The sequence below is a fragment of the Flavobacterium sp. genome (assembly GCF_027490375.1).
Classification (GTDB): Bacteria; Bacteroidota; Bacteroidia; order Flavobacteriales; family Flavobacteriaceae; genus Flavobacterium.
In genome coordinates, this window is sequence record NZ_JAIXYH010000038.1 from 1 (window position 1) to 23,035 (window position 23,035).

Annotated in this window: 25 protein-coding genes and 1 tRNA gene; 14 read left to right on the forward strand and 12 right to left on the reverse strand. The window is 41.0% G+C overall.

What is annotated here, in order from left to right; all coding sequences use genetic code 11:
* The 3 genes from Q0064_RS04370 to Q0064_RS04380 form a co-directional block, all read left to right on the forward strand.
* Positions 1-237, forward strand: a 237-nt coding sequence (locus Q0064_RS04370) for a hypothetical protein (protein WP_298144856.1), incomplete at its 5' end; no start/stop codon positions are given.
* A gap of 6 nt (positions 238-243) precedes the next feature.
* Entirely contained in the window at positions 244-705 is a 462-nt protein-coding gene (locus Q0064_RS04375) for a hypothetical protein (protein ID WP_298144859.1), read from the forward strand.
* A 69-nt stretch (positions 706-774) separates the two neighbouring features.
* Complete coding sequence (locus Q0064_RS04380; RefSeq protein WP_298144861.1) at positions 775-1,320, forward strand: hypothetical protein; 546 nt, start codon at positions 775-777, stop codon at positions 1,318-1,320.
* 592 nt (positions 1,321-1,912) lie between these two features.
* Here the strand turns inward: Q0064_RS04380 and hemN are convergent.
* Complete coding sequence (gene hemN, locus Q0064_RS04385) at positions 1,913-3,262, reverse strand: oxygen-independent coproporphyrinogen III oxidase (RefSeq protein ID WP_298144863.1); 1,350 nt, start codon at positions 3,260-3,262, stop codon at positions 1,913-1,915.
* A gap of 110 nt (positions 3,263-3,372) precedes the next feature.
* Positions 3,373-4,308, reverse strand: a complete 936-nt coding sequence (locus Q0064_RS04390; RefSeq protein WP_298144866.1) for a peptidoglycan-binding domain-containing protein — start codon at positions 4,306-4,308, stop codon at positions 3,373-3,375.
* Between the two features lie 290 nt (positions 4,309-4,598).
* Between Q0064_RS04390 and Q0064_RS04395 the strand changes: the two genes are divergently transcribed.
* From Q0064_RS04395 to Q0064_RS04440, 10 genes are all read left to right on the forward strand, one after another.
* Complete coding sequence (locus Q0064_RS04395) at positions 4,599-5,180, forward strand: helix-turn-helix transcriptional regulator (RefSeq protein WP_094485816.1); 582 nt, start codon at positions 4,599-4,601, stop codon at positions 5,178-5,180.
* A gap of 90 nt (positions 5,181-5,270) precedes the next feature.
* Positions 5,271-5,939: a hypothetical protein gene (locus tag Q0064_RS04400; RefSeq protein WP_298144871.1), complete on the forward strand. Its 669-nt coding sequence runs from the start codon at positions 5,271-5,273 to the stop codon at positions 5,937-5,939.
* 31 nt (positions 5,940-5,970) lie between these two features.
* Positions 5,971-6,879 carry an EamA family transporter gene (locus Q0064_RS04405; protein WP_298144874.1) on the forward strand — a complete coding sequence of 303 codons (909 nt, stop codon included), beginning with the start codon at positions 5,971-5,973 and terminating at the stop codon, positions 6,877-6,879.
* Positions 6,880-6,963: 84 nt separating this feature from the next.
* A complete protein-coding gene (locus Q0064_RS04410) occupies positions 6,964-7,560 on the forward strand; it encodes an alpha-ketoglutarate-dependent dioxygenase AlkB (RefSeq protein ID WP_298144877.1) in 597 nt (198 codons plus the stop codon).
* Positions 7,561-7,600: 40 nt separating this feature from the next.
* A complete protein-coding gene (locus Q0064_RS04415) occupies positions 7,601-8,422 on the forward strand; it encodes a sterol desaturase family protein (RefSeq protein WP_298144880.1) in 822 nt (273 codons plus the stop codon).
* Between the two features lie 89 nt (positions 8,423-8,511).
* Entirely contained in the window at positions 8,512-8,790 is a 279-nt protein-coding gene (locus Q0064_RS04420; RefSeq protein WP_094485811.1) for a DUF2805 domain-containing protein, read from the forward strand.
* A gap of 240 nt (positions 8,791-9,030) precedes the next feature.
* Complete coding sequence (locus Q0064_RS04425; protein ID WP_094485810.1) at positions 9,031-9,315, forward strand: TIGR03643 family protein; 285 nt, start codon at positions 9,031-9,033, stop codon at positions 9,313-9,315.
* 11 nt (positions 9,316-9,326) lie between these two features.
* Entirely contained in the window at positions 9,327-10,256 is a 930-nt protein-coding gene (locus tag Q0064_RS04430) for an alpha/beta fold hydrolase (RefSeq protein WP_298144887.1), read from the forward strand.
* A 56-nt stretch (positions 10,257-10,312) separates the two neighbouring features.
* Positions 10,313-12,163, forward strand: a complete 1,851-nt coding sequence (locus Q0064_RS04435; RefSeq protein ID WP_298144890.1) for a peptidase M61 — start codon at positions 10,313-10,315, stop codon at positions 12,161-12,163.
* A gap of 112 nt (positions 12,164-12,275) precedes the next feature.
* On the forward strand, positions 12,276-12,995 hold the full coding sequence (locus tag Q0064_RS04440) for a DUF4369 domain-containing protein (protein WP_298144893.1): 720 nt from the start codon (positions 12,276-12,278) through the stop codon (positions 12,993-12,995).
* Positions 12,996-14,357: 1,362 nt separating this feature from the next.
* Here the strand turns inward: Q0064_RS04440 and Q0064_RS04445 are convergent.
* From Q0064_RS04445 to xerD, 10 genes are all read right to left on the reverse strand, one after another.
* Positions 14,358-14,431, reverse strand: a tRNA-Thr gene (locus Q0064_RS04445).
* A gap of 75 nt (positions 14,432-14,506) precedes the next feature.
* Positions 14,507-14,776, reverse strand: coding sequence for a hypothetical protein (locus tag Q0064_RS04450; protein ID WP_298144895.1), 270 nt, complete (start codon positions 14,774-14,776; stop codon positions 14,507-14,509).
* A 49-nt stretch (positions 14,777-14,825) separates the two neighbouring features.
* Positions 14,826-15,806 (reverse strand): type I phosphomannose isomerase catalytic subunit, encoded by a 981-nt coding sequence (locus Q0064_RS04455; RefSeq protein WP_298144898.1) that lies wholly within the window; start codon positions 15,804-15,806, stop codon positions 14,826-14,828.
* Positions 15,793-16,203 carry a 6-carboxytetrahydropterin synthase gene (locus Q0064_RS04460; protein WP_298144901.1) on the reverse strand — a complete coding sequence of 137 codons (411 nt, stop codon included), beginning with the start codon at positions 16,201-16,203 and terminating at the stop codon, positions 15,793-15,795. The genes Q0064_RS04455 and Q0064_RS04460 overlap by 14 nt, the downstream gene beginning before the upstream one ends.
* Positions 16,200-16,736, reverse strand: a complete 537-nt coding sequence (idi, locus tag Q0064_RS04465; RefSeq protein ID WP_298144903.1) for an isopentenyl-diphosphate Delta-isomerase — start codon at positions 16,734-16,736, stop codon at positions 16,200-16,202. The genes Q0064_RS04460 and idi overlap by 4 nt, the downstream gene beginning before the upstream one ends.
* 186 nt (positions 16,737-16,922) lie before the next feature.
* Entirely contained in the window at positions 16,923-18,479 is a 1,557-nt protein-coding gene (locus tag Q0064_RS04470; RefSeq protein WP_298144906.1) for an FAD-dependent protein, read from the reverse strand.
* Positions 18,480-18,600: 121 nt separating this feature from the next.
* Entirely contained in the window at positions 18,601-18,993 is a 393-nt protein-coding gene (locus tag Q0064_RS04475) for a response regulator (protein WP_298144909.1), read from the reverse strand.
* Entirely contained in the window at positions 18,986-20,503 is a 1,518-nt protein-coding gene (locus Q0064_RS04480) for a PAS domain-containing sensor histidine kinase (RefSeq protein ID WP_298144912.1), read from the reverse strand. The genes Q0064_RS04475 and Q0064_RS04480 overlap by 8 nt, the downstream gene beginning before the upstream one ends.
* 129 nt (positions 20,504-20,632) lie before the next feature.
* A complete protein-coding gene (locus Q0064_RS04485) occupies positions 20,633-21,046 on the reverse strand; it encodes a hypothetical protein (RefSeq protein ID WP_298144915.1) in 414 nt (137 codons plus the stop codon).
* A gap of 57 nt (positions 21,047-21,103) precedes the next feature.
* Positions 21,104-22,003: a site-specific tyrosine recombinase XerD gene (gene xerD, locus Q0064_RS04490; protein ID WP_298144918.1), complete on the reverse strand. Its 900-nt coding sequence runs from the start codon at positions 22,001-22,003 to the stop codon at positions 21,104-21,106.
* 111 nt (positions 22,004-22,114) lie between these two features.
* On the opposite strand from xerD, the gene Q0064_RS04495 reads away from it, so the two are divergent.
* Entirely contained in the window at positions 22,115-22,729 is a 615-nt protein-coding gene (locus tag Q0064_RS04495; protein WP_298144921.1) for a porin family protein, read from the forward strand.
* Positions 22,730-23,035 lie beyond the last annotated feature (306 nt).

Here is a 23,035-nt window from a genome sequence, read left to right on the forward strand (position 1 = left end):
AATACCGCCTTCGCGTTGGCGGTTTGGGCAGCTTTTGGCGGGGCTTCCGCTGGTCGCCGCGCCAAAAACGCCCGCACACGCCACCACTTTGGCTTTATTTCCACTGCAATCGGGGCCGGGGGAACGTTACCGGGGAAAATTGTAAAAACGATGAATAAGAATTGTAGCGTCATCACTATTGGTCTCTTCCAGAAAATCAAAAATGACTCGTACCTTTACGCACAACCACAAACCTAAGTAACCATGCCATTCACAACACTTCAACTCAAATCGAGCGATTTCCAAAATAAAGAAGACAAAAAAACGATTGCTGTTTTCGAGAAATTACTCAGCGAACTTAGCAATCGAACGGTACCAGCAAGCATCGAAGCTTTTGTAAACGAATGCATCGATCGAATTAACAGTTCGGTTTTGCCGGAGAAAAAACGAATCCGATTCGTAGCTAAACAACAGGCACTTATTTTACAACGCGTCGAAAAAGAGTTGAAATGGGTTCCTAAAAATCATTATCGTTTCTTGTTTATGCTTTTTGGCATGAGTGGTATCGGCATCCCTATTGGCGTTTCTATTGGTTTTGCGTTAAACAACATGGGCTTACTTGGCACAGGATTTCCAATTGGAATGGCCATCGGTTTTGCGATCGGAATTTCAAAAGACAAAAAAGCCGCCGCCGAAAACCGACAGCTGGATTTGGATGTTTTATAGAAAAGTATCGCAAGTTGCAATTTGTACATAATTTAGTAGAGCATTTGTTCGTTATTAAAAAAAGCATTCATGAGAACAAATAATTATCTAAGTCGACCATTAGTTATCAATTATGCGCACCTTTTTTTGCTTGTGCTTTTAACAACAGTTTGTTTAAGTGCCAGCGGTCAAAATGAAAAAGTAGAACGTGCTGCCCTTAAACTTGAGATTGCCGCAAACGAGACTGATCAGTATATAACTGATATTCCCGCCAGTCGGTATTTTGTTAAAGAAAAAATATTGCAAATCTACTGTGGAGAAACGTTGTTTGTGGAGTGTGAAATACAAGGTGATAGCATTCATAAAATGCAGGTGGTTGAAAAAAATTTAAATCCATCAAAAACGATCGAAATTAATTTTAGTCAAAGTGCTGAAGATCGAAAGAACATTAGAACGAATTTAAGTGTTCGAAATCCATTCGAAAAAAAACTCTCATATCAAGCATTTATGTTTAGTCCCAAGAGTGAACAGTGGGTAAACACTTCGATTATACCAGTACTTCCTAAATTAGTTAATTATGAACTGTGGCCGCACGCCATTATCTCTTTAGTTTTGGTTGAATGGAAATTGGAATAAAAGAACAAAAACACATAATTGGCTAGCCTTTCATTCTAATACATATCCCTAAAACTGTCCATTTCCAAATCCGCACTTAAACTTACTTTCAATTAATTACGTAAATCTGCAACGATACGTCCGTGCACTCATTTCCGCACAAGGGATGGCAACGGAAAGCCGTGCTAAGCGAAAGCGCTTAAAGCCCGTGGCGGTGCGGCGACCCCAGAAGCCGAAGCAAAACGCGGCTGAAACGCTGTTTGCTGGTGCGCCTTGCAGTGTACAGCCCGACCTGCCGTACACTAAGTTTTTGCGCGGATTGCAAATAACGTGAGCTCGATGTAAAAATCGAAATTAGAAATCATTTAAACAGTTGATTACAAGGCGTATTTTCTTTGGGATACCGAGGTATCTCAAAAAAATACAACGCCGTAAGCGACTGTTTAAATGGTTAGCTTTAAAAAATCCTGCGTGAAAATTATTTTCTTATAATTAAAGTCCTCATTACAAGCGATCTAATAAATATTTTTATGTCGAACCCACGTTAATTCCGCGCTACCAGATTTTTCACGGCAGGATGTGCCCTAAAAAACCTGAGTTAAAAAAGAAAAAACTATACTGCCGAGGAGAACAATTTGGTATCGGGCCATTTTCGTTGCAACCGCAAATCGAAGGCCAAACAAATGCTACGCAAAAAGGGTCGGCCGGCTTCTAAAACTTGTATGCCGGTTTCGGTAAGCTCGAGCAAACCATCTGCAATAAAAGTTCGCAAACTGCTTTTTAAGGTTTGAAAATCTATGTACCGAAACAGCTCGTCGGTCCAGGTCGTTTGTAACTGGCACATGAGGTTTAAAATGTGTTGCTGTATGCACAGATCTTCGCTGCTGAGTAAATGCCCTTTCACCACAGGTAACGTATTGCTTTCGAGTAACTTATAATAGGTTTTCAAATCTTTGGTGTTTTGCATAAAGGCCGCTGTCGAATTCCCAATCGCCGAAACGCCCAAGCCCAATTGCACGGCGGCTTTGGCGGTTGTATAACCCATAAAATTTCGGTGAAGCTGTCCAGTTACACTGTCGCGAAACAAATCGTCGGTGCGCAGCGCAAAATGGTCCATGCCAATTTCCACATAATCGTTTTCGAGCAAGAGTTCTCGGGCTATTTCGTACAGTTTGCGTTTTTGAGCGCCCTCGGGCAAATCGGATGTTTTAAAACCGCGTTGTCCGGTACCTTTTACCCACGGCACGTGTGCGTAACTATACAGCGAAATCCGATCCGGACGTAAAATGGTGGTTTTTTCGATGCTGTCGATAATATCGTTTTCACATTGAAAAGGAAGCCCGTAAACCAGATCGTGCGAAACGCTTTTGTAGCCCAATTCGCGCGCCATGAAACTCACTTTGGCCACTTCGTTAAAGGTTTGTTGTCGGTTTATAGCCTGTTGTATGTGCGGGTTGTAATCTTGCACGCCAAAACTAACTCGTGAAAATCCGAAGCCGCGCAAAATACGCAAATGCTGTGCAGAAGTGGAATGCGGATGTCCTTCGAAACCAAGTTCGGCCGCTGCATCGATCTGAACGGTGTTGGTAATTTCGGTGAGTAATTGCTCTAACGACGACGGACTGAAAAAGGTTGGTGTGCCTCCGCCCAAGTGCAGTTCTTTTAAAACAGGTTTTGCGGGCAGTAATTCGAGGTAAAGATGCCACTCTTTAAGCAGCGCTTCTATATAAGGTTGCTCGACTTCATGGCGTTTGGTAATGTATTTGTGACAACCGCAAAACGTGCACAAGCGCTCGCAAAAAGGCAAGTGAATGTACAAACTCAGCGTGTTTTCGGTTTCGAGTTGTTGTTGCAAGCGTTCAAGAGCTACTGCGGTCGAAAAAGTAGTTTCATCCCAATAAGGAACAGTGGGATAACTAGTGTAGCGCGGTGCAGCCGTGTTGTATTTATCAAAGAGATTCATGATCTTTTTTGAGCAAATGTAGCGGCGGCAATCGCATGAAAACATGACAATTATCAGCTTAGCAGAGGGATGACTTCATTTTTTTCAGACCTTACAGCGCTGGTAATAAACTACAGCGTAGGTAAATTCAAATTTAGTTTTAGAGCTGTTTGTTTTCCCACTACTCCATCGATATCTTTTGCGGGAAAGTGTAGTTTTTGGAACGCGAGAACGGCGAGCAAGGTGTTTCTTCCGAAATCGCCGTCGATATTGGTTTGAAACAATCCGAGTTCTTGCAATCGTTTTTGGAGTTGAATCACATGCGGACCTTTAGAACCGAAACGTAAACGGATTTGTATTGCCTCGGGATTTTGCGCGATAAACTGGGCGTCGGCGCCGCGAAACAAGGCGTAACAGAAACGATTTTGAGCTGGGGAATCTTTGTAAACGGCATCGTGAAAGAGTTTCCAGTAGCTGGTGTTGGGTGCAAAATTCCGACCTTTTGAATTCGGAAGCCCCAAGATGACTTGGCAACCTGCGCTGCTGTACCCTCCTGTAAGACTTTCGCCGTAGGCTGCGTGAATGTTGTCGTTTGGGTTACCGATTTCAATAGCATCGTCGTTGGCGAAAACAAGATCGTTCGTAGTTCGTCGCAACACAATATTAGTAGCTAAACGCAGGGCTTGATGTGCGCCGTTGATACTTGGATTGTGAAAACCTTTTTCGTAGTACGCGTAAAATCCGGATTGCATGGCATTGGCGCGCCCTGTTCCTGCCTGTTGCTTTTTCATGTATTTTAAGTGCGGAACGGTACTGCCCGGATAGAGAGCCATTTTTTCGGTAAGTGGATTAAAAATACCGATTAGGCAACGCGGATTTTCGTAATTGACTTCGGTGGTTTGGATTTTGTGCTCCGTCTTAAAAATAGCGGGATTAGCTGCTGTTGCGAGGCAGCCTCTCAATCCAAAAATGAGCTTTTCGGTTCTGGAATAAGGAAAGCTATTTAGCTCCAAAAGTTGCCGTAGCTGGCTTGCTGAAAATGTGAAATTTTGCATAAATATCTTCATTTAACGGAGTAATTTACTCATTTTTACATCGTTAAACAAAATTTATTTTGCTGCTCGACTCAGCAAATACGCTTCCTTACGAAAAAAAACTTAGTTTTCTTTACGGAAAAACCTTTTTTCGATGAAATACATGTTGTTTTTAACATTTGGAATCGTAACTTTGTTTTGAATTTATTTTTGAGTATTCGTGTGTTTATTTATTAAAGATTTAAATATTAACAATTATTCAATTTTTTTTCAAGTTTAAACCCTCTAACTAATTAAGAATAACCAAACAAAAAAAGAACCTTATGAGATACAGAAGATTATCTGGAGAAGAGTTTAGGGAGATTTTCCTAGGTCACAAGACACGTGTTCGTTATGCTGTCTCAAATTTTGGAAGAATTTTAAGTTTTTCCAGAGAGATGACAGACGGTAAAATTTTAAAAGGTGGTGAGCGCGACGGATATCGTGTGCTCCCTGTAAAAGTGAACGACGATGTTAGTCCAAAGTCGAAAGTATTTTTTGTAGGCAAACTAGTAGCTGAAGCTTTCTTAGAAAGACCTAGCGAAGATCACACCTACGTATTGCACTTGGATTACAAGCGTGCAAACGACCGACTTGAAAACTTGAAGTTTGCAACATACCAGGAAATGTTGGACCACGGAAACAAGAGTCCACATGTACAAGAAGCCAGACGCAAACTCATTCAGCACAACATTAAAAGCGACGGTCGTAAATTAACTGTTGCCAATGTAGTGAAGTTGAAAAAAATCTTAGCCGATCCAAATCGCAAGATTAAATTGCGTGCCCTTGCTAGACAATTCAACATCAGCGAAATGCAGTTGTTCCGAATCAAGAAAGGCGAAAATTGGGGTCATATTAAAATATAACTTCGAAAAGCAAAAAATCCCTACAAGTAGGGATTTTTTTTTGCCGATACTTTCCGTCCTTCGTAAGATAAAAAACTAATACGAACGTTTATGAATGCAAGAGACTTTTACAGAAAATACGATGTAGAACTAATTCCGGCAGCATTGGCCGACTTAACCCTCGGAAAATGCGTCTGGGACGGCGGTTGGTTTGATAAACCCTCGTTTGAGCGAAAAGGTATGCCGAATTATATCTTCAATGCGTTTGTAGCTGAGGATTTAATCAGTTTAGACGAATGCGACGAGTACTTAGAGCGATTCCGATCGTTGCCGCGTATTGAAGCTGCTTTTAGTCAGGAAAGTGTAGAACTTGAAACTGACGATGCCATACAATTGGGGATTCCGCAGTTAGCCAAACTCGATGCGAAGTTAGACATGGTTAAAAATGCGCGATTCTCGGTTTTGGAAGCCACTGGCAAAAGTATTCCGAACCGCGATCGCATCATCATCGACCGACTGCTCGATCAGCTCAAAGCAAAAAACTGGGACAAATATCGCACCGGATTACGACGTGCGTATATGGTTACTGAACTGTATTACGGTGCCGTGGAAATAACCATCGACCAAAAATGGGAGGCCGCACTCGACGCCACTATTGCTGCAACGCCGGGCGAACAAGCCGTAAAACTCAAAGTTGGCAAATCGGTTTCGTACACCTTTCCGAGCGGAAACGTACCTTTTGGAATGCGAATGGAACGTATTAAGTTTTTCAATAGCTGAAAAAAGTACCTTTGCGAACTTAATTTTTCGCATGGAACAAAAAAATGTATTGAAAGGAGTGCTGTTTGTAGGAGCAGGTGCGGCAGTTTACGGCATGCTGGCCACTTTTGTTAAACTTGCTTACGCAGATAAATCGGATAGCGGCATAGGTTTTACAACTGCTGAGGTTACCACTTCGCAATTCGCATTAGGAATTCTTTTCACGGCACTTCTTGTTTGGATAAATGGCAAATCGAAAATTCAAAAACCGAGTCCGACATCCAAAGAAATAAAATCACTAATCATTGCTGGTACTTCTACAGGACTTACCAGCATTTTTTATTATCTATCGGTTAAATTTATTCCGGTTTCCATTGCCATTGTTTTGTTGATGCAAACGGTATGGATTGGCGTAGCTTTAGAGGCTATTCTGCGCAAGCAAAAACCATCGACTGCTAAACTACTAGCTATCGCCGTGGTTTTATTCGGAACCTTGCTTGCCACGAAAGCTTTTGAAGCACAAGATATTCCGGATTGGCGCGGACTCGCACTCGGATTTCTAGCGGCCTGTTCGTTCACTACAACTATGTTTACTGCAAACAGTATTGCAACGGGTGCAGCTTCCGAAAAACGGAGCTTTTGGATGCTCATTGGCGGTGCTTGCATGGTTTTTCCGTTTGCCCTCGCCACACAATCTACGCCGTTTAATTTTGAAATATTTTACACTTGGGGAATTATACTCGCTTTATTCGGCACAGTTATTCCACCGATTTTATTGAATAAAGGATTTCCGCTCACAGGAATAGGTTTAGGAAGTATTGTAGCTTCGCTCGAATTGCCTGTTTCGGTTTTGATGGCTTTCTTTTTACTGAACGAAAGCGTAAGCGGTTTCCAGTGGTTAGGAATTGTTTTAATTTTGGTTGCGGTTGTGCTGATTAACCGAAAAGCAAAACTCGGCTAAAACGAGTTATCTAAAAGCAAGGGCTTTTGCGTTGAATAGTACAAGACGATAGAAACAATAATCTGTATTGAAGTTCCGATAAATATGTTATTTGCACCAGATCCGATACACTTCGATATTCCCGACGGCGAATTGGTTTACATTCCTGGATTTATTGACCAGGAAGAGTGCGCAACGTTGTTCGAGAAATTACTGCACGAAACCCTTTGGCAATCGGATCCGATTCGAATCTTCGGAAAAATGTACCAACAACCGCGATTAACGGCGCTTTATGGAAATGAAGGAAAACCATACGGCTACTCGGGTATCGTGATGCAACCACACCGTTGGACACCGCTGCTTACGCATTTAAAAGAGAAGGTCGAGCAACGTGCTGAAAACTCATTTTCGACGGTACTTTTAAACTTATACCGCAACGGAGCCGACAGTAACGGTTGGCATGCGGATAACGAAAGTGCGTTGGGGCGAAATCCGGTGATAGCTTCGCTGAGTTTCGGTGCTAGTCGGAAGTTTCAACTCAAGCACAATACACTAAGCGATCAAAGGATAAATTTGGAATTGGAAGACGGCAGTTTACTATTGATGAAAGGCAGTATGCAACACTTTTGGAAACATCAAATTCCAAAAACCACAAAAGAAGTTGGCCCACGAATTAACCTTACTTTCAGAGGACTAAAGTGATTTGTATAAATTGGTATATTTGAAAAAATGTATAAATTTCATGGAAGCTATCATTGAGTTCTTTAAACATATAGAATCGTACCACAGAGCCGGTATTTTAGCTGGCGGAATTGCCCTTTTTTGGCTAATCGAAAACGTAAAGCCCGCAGCGAATTTTGCTTACAAAAAATGGTCGCATGCTGTAATTAATTTCGTTTTTACAGGAACAACCATTCTAGTAAATTTTGTTTTGGCGTTTCTGTTGTTGGAAGCCGCAAACCTCACGCACAAATACGATTTTGGCTTGCTGCACGTGTTACCCGAAATGCCCCTTTGGTTGTACACGTTTGTCGGTATTTTTTTACTCGACTTTTTTGGAGCGTATTTAGCTCATTTCACACAGCACAAATGGGCGCTGTTGTGGCGTTTTCACATCATTCACCACACCGATGTTTATTTGGACACTACTTCCGCCAACAGGCATCATCCAGGAGAAAGTGTCATCCGTTTTTTATTTACCGTCTTTGGTGTGCTGTTACTCGGAACACCGATGTGGATGGTCTTTCTGTATCAGTCGCTTTCCGTGGTTTTTAGTCAGTTTAATCACGCAAATATTTCGCTTCCGCGGAAGCTTGAAAACGTGCTCAACAAATTGTTTGTAACGCCAGATTTTCACAAAGTACACCACCACATGTATTTGCCACATACCGATTCGAATTACGGAAACATCTTTTCAACCTGGGATTACGTATTTGGCACCTATATGCATTTAGCTCCGGGTCAGATTGATTTCGGTCTAGACACGCATCCTAACGAAAATGATCACAGCACTTTACGTAATTTACTTATCATTCCCTTCCAAAAAAAGCGTCAGACAAAATAATTTTCACTGAGCTGATACACTAAAATCAATTTTTTAGTAATATTGGGATACTATTGACAACATTTTGATTTTGATTTGAGTTTTCTGCAATGAAAAAGAGTAAACACAGCGATTTGACTCGCGAGCAAATTGAAAAAGTTATGAGTCTGGCACTCGAGGAAAAGAATCCGCTGGAAATCATAAAAAAAGACTTTGGTTGGTCGGCAAATGAAACTATTGATTTTATGAAATCGAAACTCACTGCAGACAAGTTTGAACTTTGGAAAAAGAAAGCCCAAGCGGCAAAACCAAAGCCAAAACCTATTCGTTACGACGATTTTGACGACGAGTTAGACGGTAAATATTATATCAAAAATAAATTTGATTAACGTGCGTTCGATAGAAAAATCGAAGGTAGAAATCATCTAAATAATTGATACTTAAGAGCGTTTTCTTTGGGATGCAGAGGTATCGAAAAAAACACAACGACGAAAACGGCTGTTTAACCGGTTAGCATCAAAAAATAGTAGTCGCGAATTTTCCATGAATAATGTAGTTATATCAGGTTCAGCAATCTAACAAAAATTTTTATGTCGCACTCACGTTGATTAGTTTGTATCTTTGCGGACATGAAAACCTATAAAGATTTATCGGAAATCCAAATAGATCGGATTATTGAAATGGCATGGGAAGACCGAACTCCTTTCGACGCCATTAAACTTCAATTTGGTATTTCAGAACAAGAAACTATCGAGATTATGCGTCGGGAAATGAAGCCATCGAGCTTCCGACTGTGGCGTGAACGCGTTCAAGGTCGTGCAACAAAACACGCAAAACTAAGAACCGACGATGTCGATCGATTCAAATGCACGCGCCAACGAAACATCTCTAACAACAAAATTAGCAAACGCTAAGTTCCTTTATCATGTCGAAATTCCTCAAAATTGCCTTGCTTTTGTGCAGTTCATTAAGTCTTGCGCAATCAGTTTCCCAAACTGAAATTAAAATCAACGACCTGATCACGGGAACGTTATTTTCAACCAACGCCAACTACAATGCCGTACTGATTGTTTCGGTGGGAAGCGGACCAACCGATCGCTTCGGAAACCAATACGGAGCAGAAAGCAACAGCATCAAGTTTCTTGCTGAAGAACTCGCCAAAAAAGGAATCGCCGTTTTTAGTTACGACAAACGCTTCTTTGTACTCGCTAAAAATCCAAATTTCGACGAAGCGTCATTGAATTTTGAAGACATGATTACCGATGCAAAAGCTGTGGCACTGCATTTCCAACAGCTTCCGCAAGTAAAGAAAATCTACCTACTCGGCCATAGCGAAGGTGCTTTAGTAATGTCGGTTACCGCACAGGATTCCAAATTAACCAAACTGCGCGGCTACGTATCGCTTTCCGGTCCGGCCCAAGCAGCTGGTGTTCTTTTGGTAGAGCAAATCGCAAAACAGGCTCCTTTTTTACGAGAAGATGTTCAAAAAGCCGTTGATAAACTAAACAAAGGAGAAACATTTAAGCTTGAAAATCAGATGTTGGCAAGCATTTTTCGCGAGTCGGTACAACCCTACCTTATCAGTTGGTTTAAGTACAACCCGTCGGCTGAAATAGCAAAAGTAACTGCACCTATTTTAATTGTGCAAGGAACGGCCGATTTACAAGTTCCAACTTCCGACGCTAACCTATTGGCCACAGCCGCTAAAGTCGACAAGCCCGTTTTGATCGAAAAAATGAATCACGTTTTAAAAATCGTGAATTCGCAAGAAGAAAATGTAGCTTCTTACAACGACCAAACTAAAGCCATATCGCCGGAATTGATTACCGCTGTTTTCACATTCTGCAACAAATAGTGTAACAATTAGCTCAAAATGTGTACTTACTTGAAAATCTAAAATCAAGAACGTACATGAAAAAGCTATTTCTAGCCGTTGTTCTCGTTTGTGGTATGGGGCAACAAGCTGTCCTGGCACAAAAAGCGGGGGTCACAAAAATTAATACTTCGATAAATTTAAACGAAGTTAAAAACGATGCATTGGCCGTTCAGGTTACTTTCGAAGGTAAACTTGGTTCGGAAATTGTTTATCGCTTACCTAAAACAATTCCCGGAACATATTCCACGGCAAACTACGGGAAATACGTCTTCGATTTCAAAGCTGTAGACAAGAAGAACAACGATCTTAAAGTAGAGAAAATCGATGAAAACTCGTATAAAATAAGCGATGCTAAAAACCTTAAGTCGATTACCTATTACGTAAACGACACTTTCGATCAAGAAAAAGGCGGACAATTTGGCGAAGAAATTTTCTCGCCTGCAGGAACCAATATCTTGGAAGGTGCTAACTTTTTATTGAACACACACGGATTCATAGGCTATGTGGATGGCTTAATGAGCGTTCCTTACACATTGAAAGTTACACATCCAGAAAATTTATACGGTGCAACATCCATGACCGATGCGGATGCTTCGAATACAGCCGATTTGTTCACTGCGGCACGCTACGCCGAACTGATCGAAAATCCGATCATGTACAGCAAACCCGATTACGTTACTTTTAAAGTAGGTGATATGGACATCATTGTCGCTGTGTATTCCCCGAAAGGGAACTTCAGCGCTAAGATGCTCGAGCCTGAAATGAAGCGCATGATGACCGCACAGAAACAATTCTTAGGCAAATTTAATGCAACAAAGAAATACGCGGTATTACTGTATTTATCCGACTTACAAGCCGACGACGCAAAAGGATTTGGCGCTTTAGAACATCCCACTTCTACAACAGTAGTGATGCCCGAATCACTTCCACTCGATCAAATGAACGAATCGATGCGCGATGTGGTTTCCCATGAATTTTTCCATATCGTTACACCATTAACCATTCATTCCAAAGAAATTGAAGACTTCGATTTCGCAAACCCAAAAATGTCGGAACACCTTTGGATGTACGAAGGCGTTACCGAGTACTTTGCCAACTTATTCCAAATTAATCAGGGCTTGATTTCTGAAGAAGACTTCTACAAAAGAATAAGTGGAAAAATCAAAAATGCTGCACAGATGGACGACTCCATGTCGTTTACCGTAATGAGTAAAAATGTGCTAGACGAACCGTACAAAACGCAGTATGTAAACGTGTACGAAAAAGGCGCGCTCATTGGTATGTGTATCGACATCATCATCCGTGAAAAAAGCAACGGGCAACGCGGCATCTTAGACATGATGCAAAAGTTATCTGAAATTTACGGAACCAAGAAAGCATTTAACGACAATGAGCTGTTCGATAAAATTGCCGAAATCACCTATCCTGAGGTAAAAGACTTTTTAATTAAGCACGTTCAAGGAACAACACCAATTGATTACAATGCGATATTAGCAAAAGTTGGTGTGACGCCACAAGAAACCGAAGTTAGCGGAAACCCTTTTATAAAAGGACAAAGCCCAATGATCTCTGTAAACCCGCAAACCAAAGAGATTTACCTTCTTGCTTTACCTGAAATTTCATCATTTTTTACCAGTTTAGGAATCCAGGGCAATGATATTTTACTATCGTTTAATGATGTAAATTATAATCTAGATAACATCTACGATTTGATAAATGTGAGTCAGACGTGGAAAGATAACGATTCCATTACCATCAAATACAAACGCGATGGTGTTGAAAAAACAGCAACAGGAAAAGTAATTCTTCCAAAAGAAAAAGCACAAGGATTCGCGGCAACCGACAAATCAAAAGACGGTCTTAAACAAGCATGGCTTAAGAAATAATTTAACGTGAAGATTTTAGAAGCGTCGCCCTTAAAAGCGACGCTTTTTTGTTTGGAAAAAGTAGGTGAATCAACACGTAAATAGTTATTTTGCGAACCGAAATTTAACAAGCATGCGACACATTTTTATAGCCGCTTTGATGGCGTTGGCACTAGTTTCTTGTAAGGACGACAAGAAGGCAACCGGGAATTTATTGATTACGGGAACTATTAAAGATTTGAAAACAGGAAAACTGTATTTGAAAGAACAAGCAGATACCTCCTTAGTAACGATCGATTCATTAATTATTGATGGCGATTCTAACTTTGAATTCGACGTGAATATCGATGCACCCAAGATGCTATTTCTCTACCTAGATCGCGGCGCAACCAACTCTATTGATGATATGCTTCCGTTTTTTGCCGAAAAAGGAAAAATAAACATTGAGACGAACTTAAAAGCCTTTTACGCCGACGCTAAAATTACAGGCAGCGAAAATCAAAAGTTGCTGGAAGAGTACAAAAAAATCCAGTCGCGCTATCGAAATATAAATCTCGATTTACAGCAACAACGGCTAAATGCCATACGATTTAACAAAACGTATCGCTTAGACAGCATCGACAAGGCTTCGAAAGATATTGTAAAAAAGATTTACCTCATGGGTATCAACTTCTCTTTAAACCACCGAGATAAAGAGGTAGTTCCCTTCATTGTAACGACCGAACTTTACGATATGTCGTTCAAATACTTAGACACTATTTACAAGAACTTAGATCCAAAAGTGCTTAAAACGCGCGACGGAAAAAAACTCCAAAAGTTGTACGAAATGCGCAAGCAAGTAGAGCAGCAATAGTGGTCTAAAACAACTACTGACGCTCTAGAAAATTAATGTAAGAGAACCGTTAGCGATATAAACATATCGAATTTCTCGAAATCGTATTTCGTTTACGCATAATTCATTGATTATTTGGGCGGCATTTCGCGCCTTTCATTGCAATACAACCTAACAGCGGTGGTTCAGGCACGCTTTTGTAACAGCTTCCGCTGGTCGCTGCTCCAAAACCGCCTTCACATACCGCGGTTACGGCTGTATTTACATTGCAGTCACGGCCGCGAAGATCGTTACCACTTAACGAATCATCTTAACTGTCGAACAATAAAATACGTGTTGTTTTCGAACTTCAGAAAAAATATGCGGAAAACCCGTAATGGTATGTCGATTTTTTTTCAAAACTTCGCCTCGATGGGGGCGGGTGGGATGGGGAGCGATTCCCACGTACGAAATTTCCAGAAATAAATTTTACGGAAAAACCGTAAATTTCAGAGATTTCAAAGATTTCGAGATTGAAAGATTGAAAGATTGAAAGATTGAAAGATTGAACCTTCGACAGGCTCAGGCTCCGACCATACGTTGGCTCAGGCGGGCAAAATGATACGTTAAGTGGTGAACGTCGCGAAGTCTTAATACTTAATACTACAAAAAACCGCTTTGCGAACTTTGCGTAAATCTTCGCGTCCTTTGCGGTTAAGCCTTCGACAAGCTCAGGCACCAACGAGACGTGGTTTGGGTTGGGCAAAACGATACGTTTAGTGGCAAACGTCGCAATCCCGATAACCATCGGGACTAGCTTCTAAAAAAGCCTTCGACAGGCTCAGGCTCCAACGATAAGTGGGTTCATTAGGGCAAAACGATACGTAAAATGGCAACCGTCGCGATCCCGATAGCTATCGGGACTAACTTCTAACTTCTAGCTTCTAAAAAAGCCTTCGACAAGCTCAGGCACCAACGAGACGTGGTTTGGGTTGGGAAAAACGATACGTTAAGTGGTGAACGTCGCAATCCCGATAGCTATCGGGACTAGTGTCTCAAAAAAATCTTCCGCCTTCGATACGCTGAGTTCGACAAGATCACGCACCAGCTTTTAATCGCACAGAAAACGGCGAAGCTCTCAGAATTTTTGGAATGTTTGGCCGATGAGGAAAACACAGAACGTATCAAGCCGCCTGAAAAATGGCACCGCCCTTCAAAACGATCAAGCACCAATTTCTCGGTAACGATTTTCGCAGCCCGGATAGAGGCGGCGTCCTTTTTATGGAGCAACGCGGAATAAAAAGATACAGCCGAAAGCCGGAAATGCTGCCCAAATAAAAAACCTCGAAAATGGAATAGCAGGAAAAAGAAAAAGTCGCCCTGAAGAAGGCGACTTTCTTATTGAGCCGATAGAGGGACTCGAACCCACGACCTGCTGATTACAAATCAGCTGCTCTAGCCAGCTGAGCTACACCGGCATCTCAATACGGGTGCAAATATAGGAGCGGATTTGATATTTGCAAAAAATTTTTGAGATTTTTTTTCAGAAAAAACTACGCCAAAGCGTTGATTTTAGTAATCAATTGATTTGCAGTTTGTTCTAATTCGGCATTAATTTGTTTGAAATGCGCTTTTTTATTTTCCACATTCTTTGCATTCACTTTTGCGATCAAATGGTCGAATGCAGCAAGTGCTTCTTCGATAATTGCATTTGATTCTACAGTTGGTTTTCCTGCAGTAGCGATCTCATTTAGATACACTGCCTCAATGATATCTCCCAATACAAAATTGATATCCTTCTTTAAATTTCTAACGTTTGCCATAATAATTTCAGCTAATTTGGCGGCAAAGGTACACTTTTATTGTTCAGAATCAGCTTCCAACAAAAACCTCTAAAAATGTGCCCGCTCCTTTAAAGATAATTTGGTCGTTGATTGCAGCAGGAATTAAGAACGTTTGACCCGCTGAAACACCAATAACACTGTCGTTAAAATAAATGTCGATTGCACCACTAACAAGCATAAACGCAGAAAAAACGCCGCGTTTTTCAACGATGTAGTTTGCACCTGCTTTTAATTGAACCTCGTACGTATTAAAATACGGACACTCCACGAGAATATTTGCTGCTTTTGCACTCTTGTCGACTTTCGGGTTGTTGGCATTAAAATTTATCGCATCGAGCGATTCTTCGATGTGTAACTGCCGCTTCTTACCGTCTTGATCGATGCGGTCGAAATCATAAATACGGTACGTAATATCTGATGTTTGCTGTATTTCGGCAATGACGATGCCTGCACCAATCGCGTGAACAGTTCCCGTTTCCAGAAAAAAGGTGTCGCCTTGTTGCACTTCGTGGTGACGCATCAGTTGTGTGACGGTACTGGAATCTAGCGCTGTTTTGAATTCGTCTATTGAAGTATTTTTTTCGAATCCGGCTATTAGCTCCGATCCGCTGTCGGCTTGCACTACATACCACATTTCGGTTTTCCCGAAGCTGTTATGGCGCTGCTGGGCTAATTCATCGTTCGGATGTACTTGAATGGAAAGCTGTTCGCGAGCATCTAGTAGCTTAAAAAGTAACGGAAGTTGGCTGCCGTATTTTTCTACGACGGATTCTCCGAGGATTTCAACCCCAAAATGTTCCAACAATTCGTTGATGTTTTTTCCCGAATAAACGCCGTTGGAAACAACACTGGGCGCTTCTTTTAAACCGCTGAGTTCCCAACTTTCGCCGGTTCTGTTGTCTGGAATTGCTTTATTGAAAAGCGTTTTTAATTTTTCTCCTCCCCAAATACGGTATTGAAATATCGGATGAAAAAAAAGTGGATAGGGTTGGAAATTACCTTCCGTCATAACTTACAAAATTTCTTGGTGTTTCATAAAGTGTGATATTCAAATCGAGGTGCTCGGGCAGCTTTGGTTTTACCTTATGATAAATCACGTAAGCAATATGCTCGGCCGTTGGATTCAAATCTGCGAACTCTTCGCAGTCCAAATTTAGGTTTTTATGATCAAACTTTTGTTCCACCTCTGCTTTGATGATATCTGCTAGAATCTTAACATCAATCACATAGCCTGTTTCGGGATCTACTTCACCGGTAACAGCTGCAATAAGCTCGTAATTATGACCGTGATAGTTCGGATTATTGCACTTTCCAAAAACTTCCTGATTTTTCTCGAACGTCCAATCTTTTCTGTATAAACGGTGCGCGGCGTTGAAATGTGCGTGTCGGCTTACGGTAACTCTCATGAATTTGTGATGTTATGTGTTTCGAAGTAGTGATAAAATTCGTTGAAAATTATTTTAAACCAAGCTGTATATAGCTCGGGTTGTGCTTGCATATCGGTTTTGATAGCTTCAATAGACATCCATTTCCAATCGGCTACTTCCTCGGGATTAATTTCTGGTGCCTCTTCGTAAAAGCCAATTAAAACATGATCGAGTTCGTGCTCGGTTAGTCCGTTATCGAAGGGCGCTTTGTATATAAAATGAAAGACATCGGTTAGTGGCGTTTCAAAGCCCATTTCTTCGCGCAGCCTGCGAGTTCCGGCCTGAATATTGGTTTCGCCTTCACGCTGATGACTACAGCAGGTATTTGTCCAAAGTAAAGGCGAATGATATTTATGTGCCGCTCGTTGTTGCAACATTACTTCCTTCTTAGCATTCAGTACAAACACAGAAAATGCCCTATGTAAAACCGCTTTTTCGTGGGCTTCAAGCTTTGGCATTAAGCCAATTTGTACGTCGTTTTCATCTACTAAAATAACTAACTCTTCTGGCATCGACTAGAATTCTAAGATTGATTTGTAAAATAATTTAACTTTTCACAAAGATACCAATACCGCATTGTTCAAAACTGTTTATTTAGGCTTTTCACAACATTTGTTTTTCGAAATTCACGTGTACCTAAATGAACAGCACAACCGATTACTAAAAAACAAACCTGAAAAAACTGTGCGAGACTTAAATCAATGATTTAACGCGATCGCTCGGGCACATTTTTCCCCATCGATAGCCGCAGAAATTATTCCACCTGCAAAACCCGCACCTTCTCCGCAAGGATACAAGCCTGCAATTTCGGGATGCTGTAGCGTTTGGGAGTCTCTTGGAATTCGCACCGGGCTTGAAGTTCGCGATTCTGGTGCATGCAAAATGGCTTCATTGGTCAGATAGCCGCGCATACTTTTTCCGAATTCAATAAATCCAGCACGTAGCGTTTCCGTAATAAATTTTGGAAAAACTTCGCCTAATTCGACTGAAGTTGTTCCGGGAACGTAGGATGTTTTTGGAATGTCGGCAGATACTTTACGCTGGGTAAAATCGGCCATACGCTGTGCTGGTACGCGCTGCGATTCGCCCGCCAATTTCCATGCTTGTTGTTCAATTTGTTTTTGAAACTCTAATCCGGCCAAGGCCCCAAATTTGGCAAAAGGTTTGAAATCTTCCAATCCCAACTCTACAACAATACCACTGTTCGACGTAGCTTGATCGCGTTTCGAAGGCGACCAACCGTTGGTAACCACTTCGCCGGGAGCCGTTGCACAAGGCGCAATAACGCCGCCCGGACACATACAAAACGAGTACATTCCGCGGCCGTTTATCTGTTTTACGATACTGTAAGGAGCGGGTGGTAACAGCGGTCCACGATCGTCGCAGGAATACTGAATCTGATCAATTAAACGTTGCTGATGCTCGATTCGAACACCTAAAGCAAAAGGTTTCGCCTCAATCAAAATCTTCTTTCGATGAAGAAGCTCGAAGATATCTCGGGCTGAATGTCCGGTTGCTAAAATAACAGCTTCAGTTTCAATACGCTGATTATCGTTTACTTCCACTCCCCTAACCCGCTTATCTTCTACAATCAAATCGGTAAGTTTCGTTTCAAAAAGCACTGCTCCGCCGTGAGCGATAATACATTCGCGAATATCCTTAATAATCTGTGGAAGCTTGTTGGTTCCGATATGCGGATGAGCCTCAACCAATATTTCGGGCGTAGCACCAAATGCAACAAGCAGGTTTAGAATACGATCGATGTCGCCACGTTTCTTGGAGCGGGTGTACAATTTCCCGTCGGAATACGTTCCTGCACCACCTTCGCCAAAACAGTAATTCGACTCTGCGTTTACCAAATGATCCCGGTTTATAGCTTTTAGATCTCGACGACGCGCCTGCACATCCTTACCTCTTTCAATAACAATAGGCTTTAAACCCAATTCTATTAATTGTAAAGCGGCGAACAATCCGGCTGGACCCGCACCCACAACTACAACCGGTTTCGAATTAGCTACATTTTTATAGTCTGGTAAAGTAATTAGGCGCTCGAAAGGTGCCTCACCAACGAATCGGATATCGAGTTTTAAATTGATTTTTATCTGCTTCTGTCGCGCATCAATAGAGCGTTTTAAAACAGCGCACGACTGGATTTGGCTTGCTGGTAGTTGCAACAATCGGGCAGCATGACTTTTTATCAATTCTGAATTTGCGGCAATTTCGGGTGGTACTTGTACGAGCAGTTCTTTCGGCATGGCGCAAAGGTAAAAAGATGTATAGAATTGCGCACTAGTTTTTAAACACGTCGCATTGTTTAAAAATCAAATGATAAGTGGGAAATTTACTCTTTTACGACTTTGGAAATTTTGCGGTTATTTAGGATAGAATCCCTAAAAGCGAATCGTTTATTGGTTTCAAGAGGTACTTTACGATTTCGTTTTCAAACTTCCCAGCTTTTTCTAGATCGCTGTGATCGTTAGATGAAGTAACTACATACACATCAATTGCGAAATCATGTTGGCTTTTTAAATTTCGAAACTCTTCTAAAAATTGCCAACCATCCATAATGGGCATGTTTAAATCTAAGAGTATTGTCTTGGGAATTTCACTTCCTGCTTTTAATTGTGTTTTAAGATATTGTATTGCTTCTAAGCCGTTCTCGAAGAACTCGGGTTCTACATTTAAGTTATTTTTCTTAAAAAACGTTTTTAGTATAAAGTGATAAATCTTGTCGTCGTCGACGACATAGATTTTTTTCGCATTACTCATTGAAATAAATTTTAAACTCCGTCCCTACATTAACTTCGCTGTTCACTTTAACTGTTCCTCCCATGGCTTCAATCTGATTTTTAGACATAAACAGTCCCAAACCACGCGAATTTGGATGCTTATGGAAGGTTTTATACATTCCAAAGATACTGTTCTGATGCAATTTCAAATCGATTCCTAAGCCATTATCTTTAATCGAAAGAACGCTTTTTCCATCTTCATAACTTAGTTCGTATCTAATCAAGGGCTTGCGATTTGGGTGTGAATATTTGACTGCATTAGTGGAAAAATTCAGCAAAATACTCTCTAGATAAGCCGGATTATAAAGCACTGTGAAGTCGCATGGAATATCTACAACATATTCAACTTCGTGTTTAGCAAACTCTTCACTGAGTAAAGCAATCATTTTATGTACATACTCTGCCAGAATTAGATGGCGTCTGATCGGCTTTAAGTCGGAATGTATGTCGACCAAAGCTTTCAGATTATCGATTGTTTGGGAAAGCTCGCGCGAATTTGACCGCAAAAACATCAAACTTTGGTTGCGAATTTCTTCATCGGTTTCTTCGTCATACAAATCGAGTAGCATTTCAAAATTACCGGCGTAACTGCGCAAATTGTGAGAAACGATGTGTGCAAAATTCAGCAATCGTTTATTTTGTTCGCTGAGTATTTCTAAAGTTTTCTTAAGCTCTTCTTCTTGCTTGATGCGAAAACTGAAATCGGTGTGCGTTCCAATTACGCGTTTTGGCTTTCCGGCGGAATCGCGAAATACGATTTTCCCGCGACTTAAAATCCATTTATAATGCTCGTTGAAGTCCATAATACGCTGTAAATTCTCATAATACGGCGTAGCTCCCTCGAAATGTTTGTCGATGTCGTTTTGATACGTTTCCCGATCGTCGGGATGTAGTCGGCTATCCCAAAACGTTCGTTGTAATACCACGTCTTTTTCTTCGAATCCGAGCATTTTCATGGATTGGGAAGAAAAGAAAACTGTGTCTGAAAGTACATCCCAATCCCAAATTCCTTCCGACGAAGCTTCCAAAGCAAATTGATAGCGTTCTTCTGAAATTTTCAATTTTAAAGCTTGAATGCGTTGCGTGGTGTTATCGTTTACGCGGCCGTAAAATTGATAGCAATCGTTCGCATCGCGTTCTACCGTAGCCCGAATGCGAAAATACCGAAGGCCTTTGATGGGTAAACGACTACGAAACTCGAAATTCCAGGGCTGTAAGGTTTTTTTGGACTCAGCTAGAGAGTCAAAAAAGCCGGGCAAATCTTCGTCTATAATTTTTAAACCAAGAAGTTCGTTTACATACAAATCTTCCTCATCTTTAGTGAGTTCAAAATGCTCGTAAACGGCGTCGCTGAGAAATGGAAAAGTAATACGACCGTCGGGATGAGCAGTCATCTGAAAAATCAAATCCGGAATTTGCGACAATAGCTTACTTAAAAAAGCTTCGCGCTGATCGCGGAACATTTCTTCGGATTGCCGAAATTCAGACATTTATTGTATATCGTTTACTTATTCGCACAAATAAACAAAAAAAGTTTTCGATGATACAGCTATATCCTTAATTTTCTATAAATATGTTGCTGATTTGATTTACACTTGAGTTTAGTTTTTTAAGAAAAATCATTTTTTTACGCGCTCCAGTAAACCCGCACGTTGAAGCGCTAATAAAGCTTCATTCTCGGTTAACTCACCTTCTTTTTTTAGAATATGAAGATCGAATTTTTCAAATTTACCTACTTTAATTCGGAGCTTTTTGTCGAGTGGCTCGTCTTGAAGAATCAATCCAACTGTACGGTCTATACTACAGTTCTTTACTTTAATTTCATTCCACGAAAAGTGGTACGAGCTATTTCTTAAATCAAAAAAATGGCATGGTGAAACAGTAATAGTTACTCCGCCTTCCAAAGCTATTATTTTCTGTGCCTTAGCAGAATCGTTCTTTCCTTCCAAAATAAAAACTACAGCCGAAAGAATTAAAACGAAGAAAACAACCGCTACTGCTATTCCAAAAAAGCTTTTAGAAGTTCGTGCCATATTTTTTTAACAAGAATAGCAAATTTGAAGAAAGTTATTGCAAAACAGAAGCTAAATTTACTTTCTTGGATGAAAAGCTTCAATTGTTTTTTTAAGATGACTTCGGTCGACGTGAACGTAAATTTCGGTAGTAGTAATAGATTCGTGTCCGAGCATTAATTGAATAGCGCGCAAATCGGCACCATTTTCGAGTAAATGAGTGGCAAAGGAGTGGCGAAGTGTGTGCGGACTTATCACTTTTTTTATACCAGCGCGTTCGGCGGCTTGTCTGATGATCGTGAAAATCATGGCGCGCGTTAGTCGTTTGCCTCGACGATTCAAGAACAGTATATCTTCATCTCCTTTCGTTGGATTCATCTGTTTGCGGATCGTTTCTATGTAAATGCGAATAAACTTGTAGGTAGCGTCGGCTAAAGGAATGTATCGCTGTTTATCGCCCTTGCCGACAACACGTATAAAACCTTCTTGCGGAAACAAATCGGACATTCGTAACGTAACCGCTTCGCTAACACGCAAGCCGCAACCGTACAGCGTTTCGAGTATGGCAACATTTCGTTGGCCTTCGGCAGTACTTCGATCGATAGCGTTCACCAGATTATTAACATCGGTTAGCGATAAAGTTTCGGGCAGTTTCCGTCCCAATTTCGGCGCTTCGATGAGTTGCATCGGCGAATCTTTTCGGTATTCTTCGAAAACAAGAAAATTAAAGAAATTTTTCAAAGCTGATATCAAACGCGCCTGACTGCGGGCATTAATTTGTGGCGCCATGTGGTAAAGAAAGGCCTCTAAATCGGCAGCTTCGATTGCTACTGGCGAAATATTCATGTTGTTTTGTTCCAGATAGCGCGTCAGTTTTTCGAGATCGAAACGGTAATTCACAAGCGTGTTGGCGCTAAGCCCGCGTTCGATTCGCAGATAATCGGTGTACGATTTTATGTAGGAAGCCCAATTAGTCATTCAGCGAAGCTAGTAAATCGTTCGGAAATTGTACAATTCTTTTCGTAAATGACATAAAGCGGTAGCTCAGTACTGCCGATACCTTTGTCGGGTAATCTTAAAATTGCAATTATGAAAAGTTTAAAAATCTTAGGAACCATGGTATTCGCAGTATTTGTGCAGTCGGCAGTTGCACAAGACAGTACTACTCCGAGCTCGTCGTTTAATTTTGGTGTAAAAGGCGGATTAAATTACGCAACTGTAACAGGTGATGAATTCGACTCACCGGATGCTCGAACTAGTTTTCACGTGGGTGCTCTCGCTGAATTTCCGATCACTAGCCGTTTTGCCTTACAAATTGAAGCCGTATATTCAAGTCAGGGTTTTGAATCTGAGTTTGATGGTTTTGGCGGTGGGGCAAACGACAAAATTGAGTATCAATTAGACTATATTAACGTACCGGTTTTGGCAAAGATTTATCTGTTAAAAGGTTTATCTATTGAAGCTGGACCGCAATTTGGCTTTAAAGCGAACGAAGAAATTGACACCGATCCGAACAACAACCCGGGTGATTTTGAAATTGATCAAGCAGCCGATTACGACTTTTCTGTTGTAGGTGGCTTAACCTTCAAATCGGATGCAGGTTTTTTCCTTTACGGAAGATATAATTACGGATTAACAGACATTATAGAAGATGTAGATGTTAAAAATTCGGTGTTGCAAGTGGGCGTAGGTTTTCAATTTTAGTAAAGAACGATTTTGGGGAAACGATTGCTGCGTTAAGGATTGCAGCGGAAATAAAGTGCCGTACTTTTTGGAAAATGCCGGAAGCTTTGCGGGCGACAGCGAAAGCCGGTAAAGCGACTGGCATTTGCAAAAAGTACAAACGATATTGCAGCGAAAAGCCTGCTCGAACGCCCAAAAAAGGAAAAAAAGAAGCCGTCTCATAACTTAAATTGAGACGGTTTTTTTATTTTTCTAGATTTTGTTTTGTTTTAAGTTTTTTTATTTTGGGTGCAAAATTGCCTTTATGCGGCAATTTTCTTTCTTAGA

Coding starts and splice junctions, on each gene's coding strand:
- Q0064_RS04375 (WP_298144859.1), top strand. CDS start 244: ATGCCATTCACAACACTTCAACTCAAATCGAGCGATTTCCAAAATAAA.
- Q0064_RS04380 (WP_298144861.1), top strand. CDS start 775: ATGAGAACAAATAATTATCTAAGTCGACCATTAGTTATCAATTATGCG.
- hemN (WP_298144863.1), bottom strand. CDS start 3,262: ATGAATCTCTTTGATAAATACAACACGGCTGCACCGCGCTACACTAGT.
- Q0064_RS04390 (WP_298144866.1), bottom strand. CDS start 4,308: ATGAAGATATTTATGCAAAATTTCACATTTTCAGCAAGCCAGCTACGG.
- Q0064_RS04395 (WP_094485816.1), top strand. CDS start 4,599: ATGAGATACAGAAGATTATCTGGAGAAGAGTTTAGGGAGATTTTCCTA.
- Q0064_RS04400 (WP_298144871.1), top strand. CDS start 5,271: ATGAATGCAAGAGACTTTTACAGAAAATACGATGTAGAACTAATTCCG.
- Q0064_RS04405 (WP_298144874.1), top strand. CDS start 5,971: ATGGAACAAAAAAATGTATTGAAAGGAGTGCTGTTTGTAGGAGCAGGT.
- Q0064_RS04410 (WP_298144877.1), top strand. CDS start 6,964: ATGTTATTTGCACCAGATCCGATACACTTCGATATTCCCGACGGCGAA.
- Q0064_RS04415 (WP_298144880.1), top strand. CDS start 7,601: ATGGAAGCTATCATTGAGTTCTTTAAACATATAGAATCGTACCACAGA.
- Q0064_RS04420 (WP_094485811.1), top strand. CDS start 8,512: ATGAAAAAGAGTAAACACAGCGATTTGACTCGCGAGCAAATTGAAAAA.
- Q0064_RS04425 (WP_094485810.1), top strand. CDS start 9,031: ATGAAAACCTATAAAGATTTATCGGAAATCCAAATAGATCGGATTATT.
- Q0064_RS04430 (WP_298144887.1), top strand. CDS start 9,327: ATGTCGAAATTCCTCAAAATTGCCTTGCTTTTGTGCAGTTCATTAAGT.
- Q0064_RS04435 (WP_298144890.1), top strand. CDS start 10,313: ATGAAAAAGCTATTTCTAGCCGTTGTTCTCGTTTGTGGTATGGGGCAA.
- Q0064_RS04440 (WP_298144893.1), top strand. CDS start 12,276: ATGCGACACATTTTTATAGCCGCTTTGATGGCGTTGGCACTAGTTTCT.
- Q0064_RS04450 (WP_298144895.1), bottom strand. CDS start 14,776: ATGGCAAACGTTAGAAATTTAAAGAAGGATATCAATTTTGTATTGGGA.
- Q0064_RS04455 (WP_298144898.1), bottom strand. CDS start 15,806: ATGACGGAAGGTAATTTCCAACCCTATCCACTTTTTTTTCATCCGATA.
- Q0064_RS04460 (WP_298144901.1), bottom strand. CDS start 16,203: ATGAGAGTTACCGTAAGCCGACACGCACATTTCAACGCCGCGCACCGT.
- idi (WP_298144903.1), bottom strand. CDS start 16,736: ATGCCAGAAGAGTTAGTTATTTTAGTAGATGAAAACGACGTACAAATT.
- Q0064_RS04470 (WP_298144906.1), bottom strand. CDS start 18,479: ATGCCGAAAGAACTGCTCGTACAAGTACCACCCGAAATTGCCGCAAAT.
- Q0064_RS04475 (WP_298144909.1), bottom strand. CDS start 18,993: ATGAGTAATGCGAAAAAAATCTATGTCGTCGACGACGACAAGATTTAT.
- Q0064_RS04480 (WP_298144912.1), bottom strand. CDS start 20,503: ATGTCTGAATTTCGGCAATCCGAAGAAATGTTCCGCGATCAGCGCGAA.
- Q0064_RS04485 (WP_298144915.1), bottom strand. CDS start 21,046: ATGGCACGAACTTCTAAAAGCTTTTTTGGAATAGCAGTAGCGGTTGTT.
- xerD (WP_298144918.1), bottom strand. CDS start 22,003: ATGACTAATTGGGCTTCCTACATAAAATCGTACACCGATTATCTGCGA.
- Q0064_RS04495 (WP_298144921.1), top strand. CDS start 22,115: ATGAAAAGTTTAAAAATCTTAGGAACCATGGTATTCGCAGTATTTGTG.